The following is a 17,487-nucleotide window of genomic DNA, read 5'->3' on the forward strand; positions in this document are numbered from 1 at the left end:
GGTATGCATATGAAAAGAAACTTATACCAAATAATTACTTTGTTATTTCCCTCAATAGGACTAATAATTACTATAAGTCTGCTGACTCTTGGTTTTTCTATATACCAGGGAGGAGTAAAATGTGCTACTTCATATTACTTTTCAAATGATAAGAGCATCATATCCATATCATCTAATAGCATGACTGATTGGAGTGAACTAACAGAGTTAAAGGAAAAGCTCAATATTGATGACGAAATAATAGTTTCTTCTGAGTTAGAAGTTTCATTGTCTACAGATATGGAGAAACTACGGATTAAAGCAATAGGAATAAATAGTTCATATTGGAATATAGAAAATAAAAAAATTCTTTATGGTCGTTTAATAGATGAAGAAGATGTTGAACATGCTAATCCGGTTATGGTTATTAACGAAAAAGCAGCTATTGATCTTTATGATACAAGAGATGTTATTAGTAAAAGAATAAATGTAGATGTTAAAGGAACTATAAGAAGCTTTACAATAATAGGAGTTGTAAAGGATCCATTTTACAACAAAGAGGTGCTTTGTTTTATACCCTATAATACTATTTCAGCTAATAAGTGGAATAGTATGTTTTTATCAATAGCAGTACCTAAACATATGAAAAATGATATAAAAGAAAAAGCAAAAAAAATAATGCAAGATAAGTATAATACTGATGTAAAAGAGGCCTCTGAGTATAAGCAGCTTTTATTTATAAAGAATTGGTTAGATGACAATATTATTGCCTTATGTTTGATAATATTTATATCTACTTTAGTAGGATTTGCTACATTATATTTTGGTTTTAATAACTATATAGATAATTTAATGGATAGGCTTGAGATATTAAAAACATTTGGCGTTAGTGTTGACAAAATAAAAATAAAATTATTTAATAGACTATGTCTTTTTGAAATTTTGCCATTGGCTTTTAGTATGGCTATGGGCTACATTGCTGCTTTGGTATTAGGTAATTATATTTTTATAAAGCCCATTATAACATTTCAACACTTATTTATTATTTTCGGCTATGGAATGCTATTTATAATTCTTGCTATTTTATTGAGTTTCAATAGGATAAAAAATTTTGACATAGATTAAATATTATTCCTTTTGAAGGAAATAGGTTTTTTATAAAGAATATATATACAAATTGCAATGACTCTTAAAGAACAGGAGTTGTATTATATGGACACCAAAAAAAAGGTTGTAGTTAATATTTATGGTAGCGAGTACACAATTGTCGGAAATAGCTCCGAAGAATATATAGCATATATTGCCGAAAAAGTTGATGAAACCATGAGAGAAATAGGGAAAAAGAACAGTAAGTACAGTACTACTATGATAGCTGTTCTTGCTGCTCTGAATATGGCAGATTATCTTTATAAATCCCAGGAAGAAGCCAGTTTATTGTCTGATGAAAACAATAAACTTAAAGAGGAAATGGCTGCACCATTTACAGAACTTGAAAAGCTCCGGAAAGAAATGGAATCACTTAAGGAAAAGTATGCCATTACTCAGGATGCCCTTACTAAGGCACAGATTGAACTGGGGGTTATAAGCAAAGAAAATGAATCTTTGATGGAAGAGAATAAAAATCTGAAACTTGAGTTGGACGTTTCAAGATCTACATTGAAAGAAATGCAAAACAAGGTTTTTGAATTCCAAATAGAATTATTAAAGACTAAAAAGGAATTGGATGAACTTAAAACTCAGAGATATAATAAGAGTAATAAAAGCAAAAATAATAATATTATAAAATGATATTTATTTTAGGATGTGTTATTGACATGAAAATAGAGCTACTAGCTCCAGCGGGCAACTTTGAATCTCTTATTGCAGCCATTGAAAGTGGTGCTGATGCCGTATATATTGGAGGTACTAAATACAGTGCGAGAGCTTCAGCAGATAACTTCAATGAAGAAGAAATTAAAGAAGCAGTCAGATATGCACATATAAGAAATGTTAAAATATATGTAACTATCAATATATTATTAACTGACGAGGAGTTAGTGGATGCCTTAGAATATGTGCAGTTTTTGTATAATAATGATATAGATGGAATTATTGTACAGGATATAGGTTTATTATATTTGATTAAGAAATGTTTTCCAGATATGCCTGTTCATTGCAGTACTCAGATGACAATACATAACAAAGATGGTGTAGATATTTTATCCAGACTGGGAGCTGACAGATTTGTTCTGGCTAGAGAAATGAGCATTAGGGAAGTAAAAAACTTAGTGGCTGATACAAATGCAGAGACAGAGATATTTATTCATGGTGCTTTATGTGTATGCTATTCGGGCCAGTGCCTTATGAGCAGTTTTATAGGTGGAAGAAGTGGAAACAGAGGTAAATGTGCCCAACCATGTAGAAAAAAGTACATATTGGTTAATTTAGATGATAGTAGAGATTTAGAATACCATAGAAAAGGTTATTTATTAAGTCCGAAAGATTTGAATACCATTGAATATATAGGCGAAATAATAAAATCAGGTGTAAAGTCATTAAAAATTGAAGGTCGAATGAAAAAGCCCGAATATGTGGCAATAGTGGTAAAACACTATAAAGATGCTCTTGATCAAGTGGAGCGTCAATATAATAGCAATATAGATGAAAGTGTCCAAAGAGAACTGGAAAGTGCATTTAACAGGGGTTTTACTCGTGGATTTCTATTTAATGAGAAAAAAAGTGAGTTTGTAAATAGCGAAAAGCCGAATAACAAAGGTGTGTTTATAGGAAAAATTCTATGGCAGAAAGGTAATAGAACTGCTATTTCTCTTGAAAAAGGATCTTTAGATAAAGGGGATGGCATAGAAATAACTTTTGAAGATGGTACTAGTGTAGGTACTTATATTTCTACGTATGAAAAATATTCTAATAATAGTTTAGTTACGAGCATAAGTCATAAATTATATCCTGGTTTACCAGTATATAAAACTTATGATAAGCATTTGTATGATAAAGCTCACTACGAATATTATTATAAAAATCGAAGAAAGGTTTTTTTAAATGGTGAACTTTTTATCCATATAGGAAAGAGATTATATTTTAAAATATGGGATAATGAGGGACATATTATCGAGTATGAAAGCCAATATATTTCTGAAAAAGCAAAAAATACAGCCATAACCGAAGAAAGGATAATTAACCAGTTAAAAAAAACAGGGGATACACCCTATTTATTTGATAAAATCTTAATACATGCAGATGATAATATTTTTGTTTCCATGAGCGCAATTAATGAATTAAGAAGAGAATCACTTAAAAAAACGGATAGGATATTATCTAACAGGAATAAAAGAGAATACAGAAGCTTAAGAAATGAAGATTTTTTGACGAATTTTGAGCCGGATAAAAGCAGTGATAGAAACAGTATCTGTTTTGGAGCTTCCGTATGGAATTATGAGAATATAAGCGCTGCAATAGAAGCAGGAATTGATTATATATATTATGGAGCCTGTGAAAAAGTAAAGGAAGCTGTAGAATTATGCCATAGAAATAATATAGAAATATACTTTCTGCTTCCTAATATTATAAAAGATGCAGAAAGGGAAAGGTTTACCCAAATAATAAAAGAGAATAGTTTCGATGGCATAGTGATTTCTAATATAAGTCAGTTGAGCTATGTAAATATAAAGCCAGATATAAAAATAATAGGAAATTATAATCTGAATGTTTTTAATAAAAGATGCATGGATATATATTTGAAATTAGGAGTACATAAAATTTGTCCTTCTTTAGAACTTAATCTCAAGCAATTAAAATCTATTGCTCATAACTATGGAACTTCAATGGAGTTAGTAGTCTATGGGCAAATACCTCTGATGACCATGGAATATTGTCCATTATCATCTTCAGGCGGGTGTAAAGGTTGTAAAAATCAAAAAAGTTTTGGACTAAAAGATGAAAAAGGTGCAGTTTTTCCTCTGTTTTGTAACAATCATAGGATGCAATTGCTTAATAGCAGTATATTATTCGTTGTAGAAGAAATGGAAAAGATACTTGCTACAGGTGTGAAGAGAGTCAGGCTTGATTTTTATAAAGAAAGCAAAACAGAAGTTAAAGAAATAATAGAACTATATAGAAATTATAAAAATCTTAGCAAAGAGAGTTATTTCGATACAATAAAAAGAGTAAAAAGTACAGGACATACTAAAGGTCACTACTTCAGGGGAGTTGATTGAAGGGGGTAGTTGTGCTTGGATAGAATAGTAAAGATACTGCTTGTAGAAGATGAAGCTAAGATGAGGGAATTAATAAGAATTGCATTTAAAAAAGAGAGTTTTGAAACTTATGAAGCTATCGATGGAAAACAAGCACTTAATATGTTAAAGAACATTCATTTTGACATAGTAATATTAGATATTATGTTGCCCGAAATCGATGGGTGGACTGTATGCAGGGAAATAAGAAAAGTTTCAGATATACCAATAATAATGCTAACTGCTAGAGGAGAAGAGTTTGACAAACTTTTTGGTTTTGAGTTGGGAGCAGATGACTATATTGTTAAACCATTTAGTCCAAGAGAATTAGTAGCAAGGGTCAAAGCCCTTTTAAGGAGAGCAGAAAACAAAAATATTGAAATATCCAGTATTATAGATTTGGGAGATATTAGTATAAATACTTTGTCGAGAGAAGTAAAAGTTGAAGATAAAGCAATATCATTAACTAATAAAGAATATGAACTATTACTTTTTTTAGTTACTAACCAGAATGTTGTCTTTACAAGAGAGCAATTACTCTTAAAGGTTTGGGGATATGATCAATATGGAGATCCTAGAACAGTTGATACGCATATTAAAAGAGTAAGGGAAAAACTGGGAAATAAGAGCAGCTTTATTGCTACCGTTTGGGGAGTAGGATATAAGTTTGAGGTAAAAAAATGAGATGTAACAGTATCAGAGTGAAACTATGGAGTGCTATAATATTAACTATTCTTATCATTCTTGTTATGAGCATGATTTTTCAAACCAGTTTTCTATCCTCTTTCTATTACAATCAAAAGGTTAGAGAGGTAGAAGAAGATGCTCGAGATATTGCAAGAGCTTTAGGCAGAAATGAATATAACTTTAATGTACCTTATATAGATGCAATAAGAAATGTAAATGATGTCATTGTTGTTACAGATTACAGTGGTCGAATAACATATATTACAGGGAGTACTGATTATAAGCAAGGTTGGTTCTTTGGGCTTAAGTATTTGAACAAAATATTGAAGGGGCAAAAGATTCAAGATGAAAATAAAATGCTGAGAGGGTTAGATTCAATTATTATCGGAGTGCCAATTGTGAAAACACAAAACTCATTGTGGGATGTAAAGCAGAAACAACTATATGAGCAATATATTGAAAGTGAAGATCTCCAAATGTTTATAGGAGCAGTATATATAATAACTCCGTTAGAACCTTTGGAAATAACTACTCGAGCTATTAGGACACAGTTTCTATATATTTTTTTAGGTGCTATAATAATAGCTTCAATTATAGCTCTTTTCCTTGCTCATAGTTTCACAGAACCATTGATAAAAATAAATGATGCTGCAAAAGAAATAGCAAAGGGAAATTATAATACAAAAATACATTTGAAATCCAGCTCTGAGATTACCACTTTAGGTGACACTATTAACAATTTAGCTAAGCAATTGTCAAGAGTTGAGCAAATTCGAAGAGAATTTATAGCTAATGTATCGCATGAGCTTAGAACACCTCTTAGCTATCTAAAAGGCTATGCAGAGATTATGATTGATGGTTTAGCTGACACTGAATTTGAAAGGGAGAAATATTTAAATATAATCTTGGAGGAATCTGAAAGATTGGGAAAAATGGTTGATGAGATACTGCATCTTTCTCAAATTGAGGCTGGATCTATACAATTGAAGCTTTCACCTTTCAGCATGGATTCAGTTATAAAGCGAACTATAGACAAAATGTTGCCTTTAGCTGTAAAAAAAGATATATCAATAAAGTATAGTAACTTAGATGGTGATTTACTACTATGTTTAGCAGATGAAAACAGAATCAAGCAGATATTGATAAACTTGTTGGCTAATGCGGTAAAACATTCATATGATCATAGCAATATATTAATAAGCTCATATAGGCTTAATGATAGAATTTATGTTTGTGTAAGAGATAATGGTGAGGGTATTTCCGAGGAGGATCTGCCCTTTATATGGGATAGGTTTTATACTGCAGGGAAATCAAAGGATAAAAGTATAGAAGGAATAGGTTTAGGATTATCAATAATTAAGAGTATAATAAATGCTCATGGATGCGACATTACAGTAAATAGTGTGGTTGGAGAAGGAACAGAATTTTGCTTCTGGCTCCCTTCATATCAGGAGAGCTAGTGAAATTGACGAGGTGATAACATGAATGATAAGGCATTAAGAGTTTTGGAATATGATAAGATAATAAAGATTGTAGCAGACGAAACGGTATCAAATCTTGGTAGAGAAATAGCAATGGCTTTGAAACCTAGCAATAATGTATACGAAATAAAGGAATGGTTGCAAGAAACTACAGAAGCAGCAGACATAATATTGAAGAGAGGTACATTTCCATTAGAGGGTATATATGATATAAGAACAGCTTTAAAGAAAGCAGAAATAGGATCACCACTTACTATGGAAGAGTTGCTTCAAGTTTCTTATACCTTGGCTTCAGCAAGAAAGATAAAGCATTTTATGAAAGAAGATCGTGGTGAAAAAGAATATCCTATAATAGAAGATTTAGTAAACATGCTGACTGAATATAAGCAAATAGAAAATAGTATTAATAATGCAATAGTCAGTGAAGAAGAGATATCTGACAATGCAAGTCCTGAGTTAGCTAGCATAAGAAGAAAGATAAGAGATAAGCATGGACAAATCAAAGATAAACTCAATAACATGGTGACATCTTCTGCTTATCAGAAATACCTGCAGGAGCAAATTGTAACCATGAGAGGTGATAGATATGTATTGCCTATTAAACAGGAATACAGGTCAAATGTGCCTGGAATTGTCCATGACCAATCCTCTAGCGGTGCAACACTTTTTATTGAGCCTATGGCAATAGTAGAAATGAACAATGATTTAAGACAGTTAAAATTGAAGGAAAAAGAAGAGATTGAAAGAATCATAGCCCAATTATCTGCAGTGATAGCAGAAAATCATGATGACATTAAGGCAAATGTAGAAATATTAGCTACTTTAGATTTTATATTTGCTAAAGCAAAGTTTTCTTTAGCATATAGATGTTCTGAGCCGGTAATTAATACAGAAGGCAGAATTAATATTAAAAAGGCAAGACATCCGCTCATTGACCCTAGTGTTGTTGTCCCAATAGATATAAGAGTGGGAGATGACTTTAATACTTTAGTGATTACTGGACCAAATACAGGAGGAAAAACTGTTACATTAAAAACCACTGGTCTTTTAAGTTTGATGGCCCAGTCGGGATTGCATATACCTGCTGGTGATTACAGTGAAATATCGGTATTTGATCATATATATGCGGATATAGGCGATGAGCAAAGTATAGAACAAAGCCTTAGCACATTTTCATCCCATATGAAAAATATTGTATCGATATTGCAAAGTATCTCAGAAAATTCTTTAGTTCTTCTTGATGAACTTGGAGCCGGAACAGATCCTACAGAAGGTGCTGCACTAGCTATGGCAATTTTAGAATTACTACACGAGAAGGATGTAAGAACTGTTGCTACTACACATTATAGTGAATTGAAGATATATGCATTAACTACACCTGGTGTGTGCAATGCAAGTGTCGAGTTTGATATTGAGACATTACAGCCTACTTATAAATTATCGATCGGAGTACCAGGAAAATCAAATGCATTTGAAATATCAAAAAAACTGGGATTGGATGATTCTATAATTGAGAAAGCTAAAGAATTTATAACTAAGGATAAAATTAAGTTTGAGGATGTAATATCTTCCTTGGAGGAAAGCAGGAAAAAAGCTGATGAAGAGAGATATGCAGCCCAAAGGCTTAGAAATGAAATTGAACGAACAAAGGAAGAGGCTGATAGAAGACTAGAGAAAATATTAGCCCAAAAGAATAAGATTATAGAGGAGGCCAATAAAACTGCAAAAGATATAATAGAAAGACAAAGGGAAGAAATAAATAATCTGATAAAACAGCTTAAAGAAGCCATAGAAAAAGAAAGCGAAGATAAAGCAAAAGCTTTAGAAAAAGCAAGACAGGACCTAAGAGCTATCGAGGAAAAAACAGAAAAATCATTGGGACTAGGTGTACCTAGAACTAATATTAAACCACCTGAGAAATTAAAATTAGGTGACACAGTGAAAATACTCACATTAAACCAAAAAGGAGAAGTGATAACCATTCCAGATGAAGACGGAAATTTGGTAGTTCAGGCAGGTATTATGAAAATTAATGTAAATATAAAAGACCTGCAACTGATGAAGGATGAAAAGGTAGAAATCCTTACTCAAAGATACTCAAAAATTGGCAGAATAAAAGCTGCACAGGTACCGCATCAAATAGATCTGAGAGGAAAGACACTTGATGAAACGCTTATGGAAATAGATAAGTACTTAGATGATGTGTATCTTGCAGGAATTCCGAGTGTTACTATAATTCACGGAAAAGGTACTGGAGTATTGAGAACCGGAATAAAAGAATTTCTCAAAAATCATGCCCATGTAAAATCATTCAGAACAGGAGGTTATAACGAGGGTGGTTTAGGAGCCACTATCGTTGAGATAAAATGAATATTTTAGTAAGTGCATGCCTATTAGGTATAAATACAAGATATGATGGTGGAAGTTGCTTTAATAAAAAGATAGAAGCTTTGCTTAGTGATCATAATCCGATACCTATATGTCCAGAGCAATTAGGGGGTCTTAGCACCCCCAGGCTTCCTTCAGAAATTCAACAAGGATCCGATATGGTAAAAAATATAAAAGGTGAAGATGTAACTATAAATTTTCACAAAGGTGCTCAAGAGGCTCTAAAAATAGCTCTATTAAACAATTGTAAATACGCCATATTAAAGTCCAAAAGCCCATCATGTGGCTATGGCTTTATTTACGATGGTACATTTACAGGAAAGTTGATACCCGGAAATGGTGTATTTGCTCAGTTGTTGATAGAAAATGGAATAATGGTTTACACAGAAGATGATGAGTTTACATTATAATAATCTAGTACAAACTCTCTAAATTTGCTTACTATGGGTGACTGGGGTCTATTTTTATGATATACAATATAGAACTCGCGGTTCAGATTAAACTCTTTTATTTCAAAAGCTCTTACCAATCCAAACTTAATATAATCTTCTGCACTTAGAAGAGATACGATGGAGACACCAAGTCCCAAGCTTACTGCTTGTTTTACGGCTTCGGTACTATTCATTTGAGCTACTACATTAATAGATTTTGGATCTATGCCAGCTTTTTGCAATCTTGTTTCAAATTCTTTTCTTGTTCCGGAGCCTCTTTCTCTAAATATAAAGTTTTCGTTTTTTACCTCATCAATTGAAATAGTGTTGTCTCCTTTTCTATCAAACCTTTTATGATTTGGTGTAATAAGAACCATTTTATCTTCCATCAGCCTATCAAATTTCAGCTTGTCATTATCAACTTTAGATCCAACTATTCCTATTTCAAATCCATTATCCAGTATTTCTTCAATAACCTGACTGGAATCATATTGAACCAGGTTAAAGAAAATGTTCTTATACTTCTTTTGAAACTCAAGTATAAGCTTAGGAATTACATACTGGCTTGGAACAGTAGATGCTGCAATATCAATTTTCCCAGTTAAACCATTAGTATATTCATTTAAAGAGAATATTGCTTCATCTCTTGTGTTCATTAAGTTCAGAGCATAATCATAAAAAATTTTGCCGGCTTTTGTTGGGAGAACAACCTTTGAAGATCTATCTATAAGCTTGGTTCCAATTTCTTTTTCTAAAGAACTTATATGAGCACTAATAGTAGGTTGAGTCAGATATATGGCATCTGCCGCTTTAGAGAAGCTTTTGTGACGAACTACATATACAAATGCTTCTATTTGCTTGAAATCCATCAATGTAACCTCCATAATGTAAATCTATCATTAATGAAATAATACAACTACTTTTGAATTAAGTCAATTTATTAACAAAACATAGTTTGATTATGGTAAAAAATAAGAGTATAATATATATTCGGCAAGAGGTGATATCAATGCAAGATAGAGAATATATTGCAACATTTAATTCCACGCATCATGCATTAACTTTTGAAAGAGCTGCTAAGAATTGTAATTTAAAAATAATTATAATGCCTGTACCGAGGAGTATTAAAGCAAGCTGTGGCCTAGCGATTAAATTTAGTGAAGATGCTTTGGATGATATAAAAAGTTTGATAAATGAAAAAAATTTGAATTATTCAGGATTATATAAAATTGAAGACAGTAACGGAAAAAAAGATTATATAAAAATGTTGCAGATTTAATATCAGGGGGTAAGGTTTTGAAAGTAAAGAAGAAATTTCTAAAGATATTTTTTATCAGTTTTGTAGTGACTTTGGCAGCACTATATGGGATTTTGTATATGTTTTTGAACAGCATAAGTATAACATCAAGTTTTGCAGGATCTAATATAACAAAAAAAAGAGTAAATGTATTGGTCATAGGAGTGGCAAAAAACTTATCAGATACTATTATGCTTGCCAGTTATGACATGGAAAAAGATAAAGTTGATATAATATCAATTCCTAGAGATACCTATTATCCGAGGGAAGGGTATAAACATGCTGCACAAAAGAAGATAAATGCAGTGTATGGAAGCAGTGGAGCAGAAGGGCTTGTTAAAGCCGTTGAAGATATTACTTCCTTAGATATAAATTACTATGTGAAATTTGATTATGAGGCAGTAAAGGCTATTGTAGACGGTATCGGAGGTATAGAAGTCGAAGTTCCAAATGATATGAACTACGACGATCCTGTTGATGATCTTCATATTCATTTTAAAAAAGGACAAATAGTAAAAGATGGAGAAGATATAATTAAGCTTCTGCGCTGGAGAAAAAACAACAAAGGTGGCGGATATAAGGATGGAGACCTAGGCAGAATCAAAATGCAGCAGCATATTGTCAGACTAGGTATCGAAAAGCTTTTAAGTGGAAATGTTGTTTCTAACTTTATTAAATTACAAGGGCCAATTAAAGAGTATGTAGAAACTAATATGTCTCCCAATGAAATGATGTACTTTGCAAACAAAGGGAAAAATGTGAAGTCAGAAAATATATGTTTTCATACATTACCAGGTAAAGCCAAGACAATGGAAGGTCTTTCATTTTTTGTAATAAATAAAGAAAAGCTTAAGGAAGAAATAGATGCTATTATTTCAGATAACGTTACAGCTGATTAAATCGCACAACCTCTTTTAAAATGCTGAGTCATTTTTAAAGAGGTTTTTTTCATATTTGGACAGCATATAAATCTTATGATAAAATAATTATGAATATAGGGAGAGGGGTGTTTCTATGGATAAAAGAATAGAAGATACTATGAAGGCTCTCGAAAAAAATAAGTTTAAAGTGAGGTATTTTAATGACTCAAAGACTGCTTCTGAAACATTGCTTAATGAAATCAGTTTATCAGATAAGGTTGGTATAGGAGGTAGCATTACTATTACTGAATTAGGTCTTCCAAAGGCATTGGTGGACAGAGGTAATACAGTATATTTCCATTGGTTAGAAACAACTCCAGAAGGTATGGATAACGCCAGAAGAAATGCCTCAAGAGCGGATATATATCTTACCAGCACCAATGCATTGACAGAAAAGGGGCAGTTGGTTAACATTGATGGAACAGGAAATAGAGTTACATCAATGATATTTGGACCAAAGAAGGTATATGTTGTATGTGGTATCAATAAAATCGCAGAAGATATTGATGGAGCCATGAAGAGAATCAAGGAAAATACATATAAGAATGCAAGAAGATTAAAACTGGATACTCCTTGTGCTATTACAGGGAAATGCAATGATTGCAGCAGCCCTCAAAGGATGTGCAATGTTACAACAATAATTGAAAAGAAACCTTCAAAGACAGATATTGAAGTAATAATAATCGGTGAGGCCTTAGGTTATTAAATTATTAACATTGGGGGATGAAAGCGTGATAAGGGATTTTGATGAAATGCTGTCAATTGTAAAGAGCAATAAGACTATGAGAATTGCGGTGGCTGCTGCTCAGGACAAGGATGTATTAGAAGCAGTAACATCTGCAGCTAAAATGAAGCTAGCAGAGCCTATATTGGTTGGAGATGAGGAAGCAATCAGAAGTTTTTTGAGAGATATGGATATTCCATATGATTTTAGAATAGTTAATGAACCTGATGTCATCAATGCTGCTAAAACTGCTGTATCTCTCGTAAAAGAGGGTGAAGCAGATTTTCTTATGAAAGGATTAATTCAAACTGCAGATATTATGAGAGCTGTTTTGGATAAAGATAATGGTTTGAGAACAGACAGCCTTATAAGCCATGTTATGGTTTATAAGACAGATTCCTATGATAAGTTGTTGTTTCTGACAGATGGAGGTATCAATGTAGCACCTAATTTAGAGCAGAAGATTAAGATATTGGAGAATGCAATAACAGTATGCAAGGCTATGGGATTAGATAAAATTTATGTTTCTGTTCTTGCAGGTGCAGAGTCCGTTAATCCCAAAATTCCTGCCACAGTTGATGCAGATGCTCTAGCTAATATGAAAGATAGATGGAGTCAGTTGAATACAGTTGTAGAAGGACCTGTGGCATTGGATTTAGCTATCAGCAAACAAGCTTGCCATCATAAGGGCTATAAAGGTGAAGGTGGAGGAAATGCAGATGTATTATTAGTTCCTTATTATGAAGTGGGAAATGCCCTTGGCAAATCATTGACTTACTTTGCAAATGCAAAGTCGGCAGGTATAATTATGGGAGCAAAGGTTCCGATTGTCTTAGTGTCAAGAGCTGATACATCTGAAACCAAGCTGCTATCTATTGCTTTAGGAAGCATTGTTGCAAATTATAAATAATAAAAGGGGGAAATCTTATGAAACGTTTAATGTCAGGCAATGAGGCAATTGCCAGAGGTGCCTATGAGGCTGGAGTTACAGTTGCAGCTGCATATCCTGGAACTCCCAGTACAGAAATTTTAGAGAATATAATAGAGTACAAAGACTGCATTTATTCTGAATGGGCACCTAATGAAAAGGTTGCTGCAGAGGTTGCCATAGGTGCTTCCATAGGTGGAGCAAGAAGTTTGGCAGCTATGAAACATGTAGGTGTAAATGTTGCAGCGGATCCTATATTCACATATGCCTATCTTGGAGTAAATGGAGGTTTTGTATTGGTTTCTGCTGACGACCCAAGTATGCATAGTTCACAGAACGAGCAGGATAACAGATACTATGCAAAATTTGCAAAGATGGCAATGGTTGAGCCTTCAGATAGCCAGGAATGCAAAGATTTTCTTAAAGAAGCCTATAGAGTAAGCGAAAAATATGATACCCCCATATTGTTTAGGGTAACTACAAGGATATGCCATAGCAAAAGTATCGTCGAATTGGGAGAAAGAGAAGATGTAGAAGTTAAGCCTTATGTAAAGAATATTCCCAAATATGTTGCAGCTCCAGCAAATGCAAAACTTGCCCATGCAAGAGTTGAAAAAAGGCTGCTTGAATTAGAAGAATATTCAAATCAATCACCTTTAAATAGAATTGAGTATAATAATAAAAAAATTGGTATCATTAGCTCAGGAATAGCTTATCAGTATGCAAAAGAAGTGTTTGGTGAAGATGCTTCTTATCTAAAACTAGGTTTTACTTATCCATTACCTATGAAATTAATTAAGGAGTTCTCAGAAAATGTTGAAGAACTCTATGTCATCGAAGAACTGGAACCATATATAGAAGAACAGATTAAGGCGGCAGGAATAAAATGCATTGGTAAAGAAGTCATACCAAAATTATACGAGCTCAATCCAGAGATAATTGCTAAAGCTATTCTTGGAAAGACATATGAATCAAAGACACTAGATGTAGAAGTTGTGCCGAGACCACCTGTGCTTTGCCCCGGTTGCCCACATAGAGGATTTTTCTACACCATGTCAAAGAAGAAAAACAGAGTAATTACTGGTGATATAGGCTGCTATACTCTCGGAGCAAACCAACCCTTGGAAGCAATGGATACCTGCATATGTATGGGTGCCGGCTTTAGTGCAGGCATGGGTATATCCAAGGCCTTTGAAGTTTCAGGGAAAAAAGATAAAGTATTTGGTGTTGTTGGTGATTCGACATTCTTCCATTCAGGTATTACAGGTGCTATAGATATAGTATATAATAAAGGGAATATGGTTCCTGTAGTATTGGATAACAGGATAACAGGAATGACCGGGCATCAAGAGAATCCAGGTACAGGTAGAACACTTATGGGAGAACCTACAACAGAAATAGATGTTGTAGAAGTGCTGAAAGCCATAGGTTATAAAACAGTTAAGGTTGTGGACCCATGTGACTTGAAAGCCATGGAGAATACCGTGAAAGAAGCGGAAGAGGCAACTGAACCTTATGCGATAGTAACCAAGAGACCATGTGTATTGATAAAGGGACTACCTGCACCTAAAAATAAATGCATTGTTGACAGAGATAAATGTAAAAAGTGCAGGATGTGCTTGAAAGTTGGATGTCCTGCAGTCTTTTTTAAGGATGGAAAATCCTATATCGAGCAATCAATGTGTGTCGGTTGTGAAGTGTGCATGCAGGTATGCAAATTTGATGCCATTGGAAGGGTTGGTGAATAAGATGAATAGCGTTAAAAATATACTACTCGTGGGAGTCGGTGGACAAGGAACCATTTTGGTTAGTAAGGTTCTTACTGCAGGATTGATGAAAGCAGGATATGATGTAAAGATGTCAGAAGTTCATGGAATGGCACAAAGAGGAGGTAGTGTTACTACCCAGGTAAGATACGGTGAGAAAGTCTATTCACCGCTCATTGGGAAAGGCATGGCCGACATACTTGTTGCTTTTGAAAAGATGGAAGCAGTAAGATGGATAGATTATTTGAAACCTGACGGTATAGTAGTTGTCAACAATTATGAGATTCCTTCTATGCCAATAGCTACAGGAAAAGCTGAATACCCCCATGGCATTTTGGAATCTTTGAAAGATAATTTTAAGACCATAGTAATAGATGCTGCCCAGGCAGCAACTGAAATAGGGAATATAAAAACCCAGAATATAGTACTGCTTGGAGCATTAGTTAAGGCTTTCAATTTAACTGAAGTTGACTGGATAGAAGTGTTAAGAGAAACAATAACTGAGAAAATGTTAGATATAAACATTAAGGCTTTCAACAGAGGTATGGAGTTATAATAATTGGGGGGGAGGATTATCCTCCCATTTTTTAAGGTGTTGCATATGAAAGCTGATTTGAGGAAATTGAATAAAGAACAATTGGAAGCTGTTAAGCATTATAAAGGGCCTTGCTTAGTGATAGCAGGGCCGGGAACAGGAAAGACTACCGTTATTACTCATAGAGTAATGCATCTTATTAAAGAGTATAGAGTTAAGCCTAATGAAATATTGGTTATTACCTTTACAAAGGCTGCAGCGAGAGAAATGGAAGAAAGATTCTGCAAACTCCCTTATTATCAGAAGGATTATAAGAGGGTTGCCTTTGGCACCTTTCATTCCATATTTTATAGAATACTTAGAGCTTATAAGGGTTATAGACTTGAAAATCTTCTTGATGAGAAGGAAAAATACTATGTAATAAAATCTATTATAAAAACATTAGGATATGACTTTTATGAAGATGAGCAAGTTATTGAATCAATAATAAGCGAAATGTCTTATATGTACAATACACTTGCAAATATTGATGATTATGAAGCCTCATCAATTGACAATGCTGTTTTCAAGTCTGTATTCAAAGAATACGAAAAATATAAGTATTATAACGATAAGTATGATTACGATGACATGTTGGTGCATTGCTATAAACTGCTTATAAGTAACGAAGAAATATTAAACTCAATAAGGGCAAAATATAGATATATACTTATTGATGAATTTCAAGACATTAATAAAGTCCAATTTGAGATTATGAGGCTTATTGCCTATCCTGATAATAATATTTTCGTTGTCGGGGATGATGATCAATCCATATATAGTTTTAGGGGCGCCGATGCAGGAATAATGATTGAATTTTCCAGGATATATAACACAGCAGTTAAAATAACATTAAGATATAATTATAGAAGTTGCAGTGCAATAATTAATTCAGCTATGTCTTTGATAAGCAACAACAAAAATAGGTATGAGAAAAAATTCGTGACCGTTAAAGATATGGGCATCAATCCTTTAGTTGTAAGAGTTGAAGATTTTGAACAAGAAGCTAAAATAATATGTCAAAAGATAATAGATCATGTTAACCAAGGCGGAAGTTATTCGGAATTTGCTGTTATACACAGGACCAATCTTCAGTCTAGAGCTTTCATTGATGCTTTTACTATTGCGAATATACCATATGTATCCTATGATGGTTTGGCATCAGTATACAATCATTGGTTGCTTAAAGACATATTAGCCTATTTAAAAGCTGCTATAGGAATTGATAGAAGGAATAGTCTTATAAGAATTATAAATAAACCAAATAGATATATACCTAGATACGTTATTGAAGAAAACATAGGTAAAGAAGGAGATTTTTTGGATAATATTGCCATATATAGTTCGTTAAATGATTTCCAGAGAAAAAGTATTTATGAGCTGAAGGACAGCCTATGCAGAATAAGGAGTATGACAACCAGCAAAGCAATAAAATACATACGAGGTTATATAGGTTATGAAGAATATATTAGAGATTATGCATTTGCTAAATCAATTGATGTTAAATTGTTTGATGAGTTATTAGATGAAATTAACAGTTCCTCTGAATCATTTGCAAAAATTAATGATTATATTGAACATGTTAGAATAATCCTTGAATCTGTTGATTATAAGTATAATGAAAATAGAAACACAAATGCTGTTTCATTAATGACAATGCATAAAGCAAAGGGTTTGGAGTTTGAACAGGTTTTCATATCTGGAGCTGTAGATGGTGTTGTTCCTTATATAAAAGGAGATGATATATCTTTAAGTGAACTGGAAGATGAAAGAAGGCTATTTTATGTGGCTATGACAAGGGCTAAAAGAGTATTATATATTTTTGTTCCCAAAAACAGATTTTCCAAGAAAGTTTATCCTTCCAGATTTATAAGAGAAATAGACAGTTGGCTTAAAGATTATAGAAATTCATTTAAATGTGGAGATAAAATTAATCATAAGCATTTTGGCGATGGTATAATAAAAGGAATAGAAAAAAGGGCAGAAGATTATATACTCACAGTAGAGTTTAAGAATGATACAAAGAGATTAAACCTTGATGTACTTTTAAAAAATAAAATAATTACTTTGATATGATATA

Annotated in this window: 15 protein-coding genes; 14 read left to right on the forward strand and 1 reads right to left on the reverse strand. The window is 33.0% G+C overall.

Annotated features, from left to right (window positions below):
• Positions 1-9: 9 nt before the first annotated feature.
• The 7 genes from BUB48_RS12075 to BUB48_RS12105 all read left to right on the forward strand — a co-directional run bounded on the left by BUB48_RS12075 (position 10) and on the right by BUB48_RS12105 (position 9,177).
• Positions 10-1,104 carry an ABC transporter permease gene (locus BUB48_RS12075; protein WP_073026494.1) on the forward strand — a complete coding sequence of 365 codons (1,095 nt, stop codon included), beginning with the start codon at positions 10-12 and terminating at the stop codon, positions 1,102-1,104.
• 87 nt (positions 1,105-1,191) lie between these two features.
• Complete coding sequence (locus BUB48_RS12080) at positions 1,192-1,767, forward strand: cell division protein ZapA (protein ID WP_073026495.1); 576 nt, start codon at positions 1,192-1,194, stop codon at positions 1,765-1,767.
• Positions 1,768-1,793: 26 nt separating this feature from the next.
• Positions 1,794-4,193, forward strand: coding sequence for a DUF3656 domain-containing U32 family peptidase (locus tag BUB48_RS12085; RefSeq protein WP_073026496.1), 2,400 nt, complete (start codon positions 1,794-1,796; stop codon positions 4,191-4,193).
• Between the two features lie 24 nt (positions 4,194-4,217).
• A complete protein-coding gene (locus BUB48_RS12090; RefSeq protein WP_073026518.1) occupies positions 4,218-4,895 on the forward strand; it encodes a response regulator transcription factor in 678 nt (225 codons plus the stop codon).
• Complete coding sequence (locus BUB48_RS12095; RefSeq protein ID WP_073026497.1) at positions 4,892-6,358, forward strand: sensor histidine kinase; 1,467 nt, start codon at positions 4,892-4,894, stop codon at positions 6,356-6,358. The genes BUB48_RS12090 and BUB48_RS12095 overlap by 4 nt, the downstream gene beginning before the upstream one ends.
• Positions 6,359-6,379: 21 nt before the next feature.
• Positions 6,380-8,749: an endonuclease MutS2 gene (locus tag BUB48_RS12100; protein ID WP_073026498.1), complete on the forward strand. Its 2,370-nt coding sequence runs from the start codon at positions 6,380-6,382 to the stop codon at positions 8,747-8,749.
• On the forward strand, positions 8,746-9,177 hold the full coding sequence (locus BUB48_RS12105) for a DUF523 domain-containing protein (protein WP_073026499.1): 432 nt from the start codon (positions 8,746-8,748) through the stop codon (positions 9,175-9,177). Before BUB48_RS12100 ends, BUB48_RS12105 begins: the two co-directional genes overlap by 4 nt.
• Here BUB48_RS12105 and BUB48_RS12110 read toward each other — a convergent pair.
• Positions 9,147-10,067 carry a selenium metabolism-associated LysR family transcriptional regulator gene (locus BUB48_RS12110; RefSeq protein ID WP_073026500.1) on the reverse strand — a complete coding sequence of 307 codons (921 nt, stop codon included), beginning with the start codon at positions 10,065-10,067 and terminating at the stop codon, positions 9,147-9,149. The genes BUB48_RS12105 and BUB48_RS12110 overlap by 31 nt on opposite strands.
• Before the next feature lie 140 nt (positions 10,068-10,207).
• Here BUB48_RS12110 and BUB48_RS12115 point away from each other — a divergent pair, with 140 nt between their 5' ends.
• The 7 genes from BUB48_RS12115 to BUB48_RS12145 all read left to right on the forward strand — a co-directional run bounded on the left by BUB48_RS12115 (position 10,208) and on the right by BUB48_RS12145 (position 17,483).
• Positions 10,208-10,477 carry a DUF3343 domain-containing protein gene (locus tag BUB48_RS12115; protein ID WP_073026501.1) on the forward strand — a complete coding sequence of 90 codons (270 nt, stop codon included), beginning with the start codon at positions 10,208-10,210 and terminating at the stop codon, positions 10,475-10,477.
• A gap of 17 nt (positions 10,478-10,494) precedes the next feature.
• Entirely contained in the window at positions 10,495-11,394 is a 900-nt protein-coding gene (locus BUB48_RS12120; RefSeq protein ID WP_073026502.1) for an LCP family protein, read from the forward strand.
• A 115-nt stretch (positions 11,395-11,509) separates the two neighbouring features.
• Positions 11,510-12,121 (forward strand): lactate utilization protein, encoded by a 612-nt coding sequence (locus BUB48_RS12125; protein WP_073026503.1) that lies wholly within the window; start codon positions 11,510-11,512, stop codon positions 12,119-12,121.
• A gap of 25 nt (positions 12,122-12,146) precedes the next feature.
• Positions 12,147-13,049, forward strand: coding sequence for a bifunctional enoyl-CoA hydratase/phosphate acetyltransferase (locus tag BUB48_RS12130; protein ID WP_073026504.1), 903 nt, complete (start codon positions 12,147-12,149; stop codon positions 13,047-13,049).
• Between the two features lie 17 nt (positions 13,050-13,066).
• The gene (gene iorA / locus BUB48_RS12135) at positions 13,067-14,815 is read left to right on the forward strand and encodes an indolepyruvate ferredoxin oxidoreductase subunit alpha (protein ID WP_073026505.1); all 1,749 of its coding nucleotides are present in this window, start codon (positions 13,067-13,069) and stop codon (positions 14,813-14,815) included.
• Between the two features lies 1 nt (position 14,816).
• On the forward strand, positions 14,817-15,389 hold the full coding sequence (locus tag BUB48_RS12140) for an indolepyruvate oxidoreductase subunit beta (RefSeq protein WP_073026519.1): 573 nt from the start codon (positions 14,817-14,819) through the stop codon (positions 15,387-15,389).
• Between the two features lie 45 nt (positions 15,390-15,434).
• The gene (locus BUB48_RS12145) at positions 15,435-17,483 is read left to right on the forward strand and encodes an ATP-dependent helicase (RefSeq protein WP_073026506.1); all 2,049 of its coding nucleotides are present in this window, start codon (positions 15,435-15,437) and stop codon (positions 17,481-17,483) included.
• Positions 17,484-17,487 lie beyond the last annotated feature (4 nt).

The sequence above is a fragment of the Lutispora thermophila DSM 19022 genome, assembly GCF_900142105.1.
Taxonomy (GTDB): Bacteria; Bacillota; Clostridia; order Lutisporales; family Lutisporaceae; genus Lutispora; species Lutispora thermophila.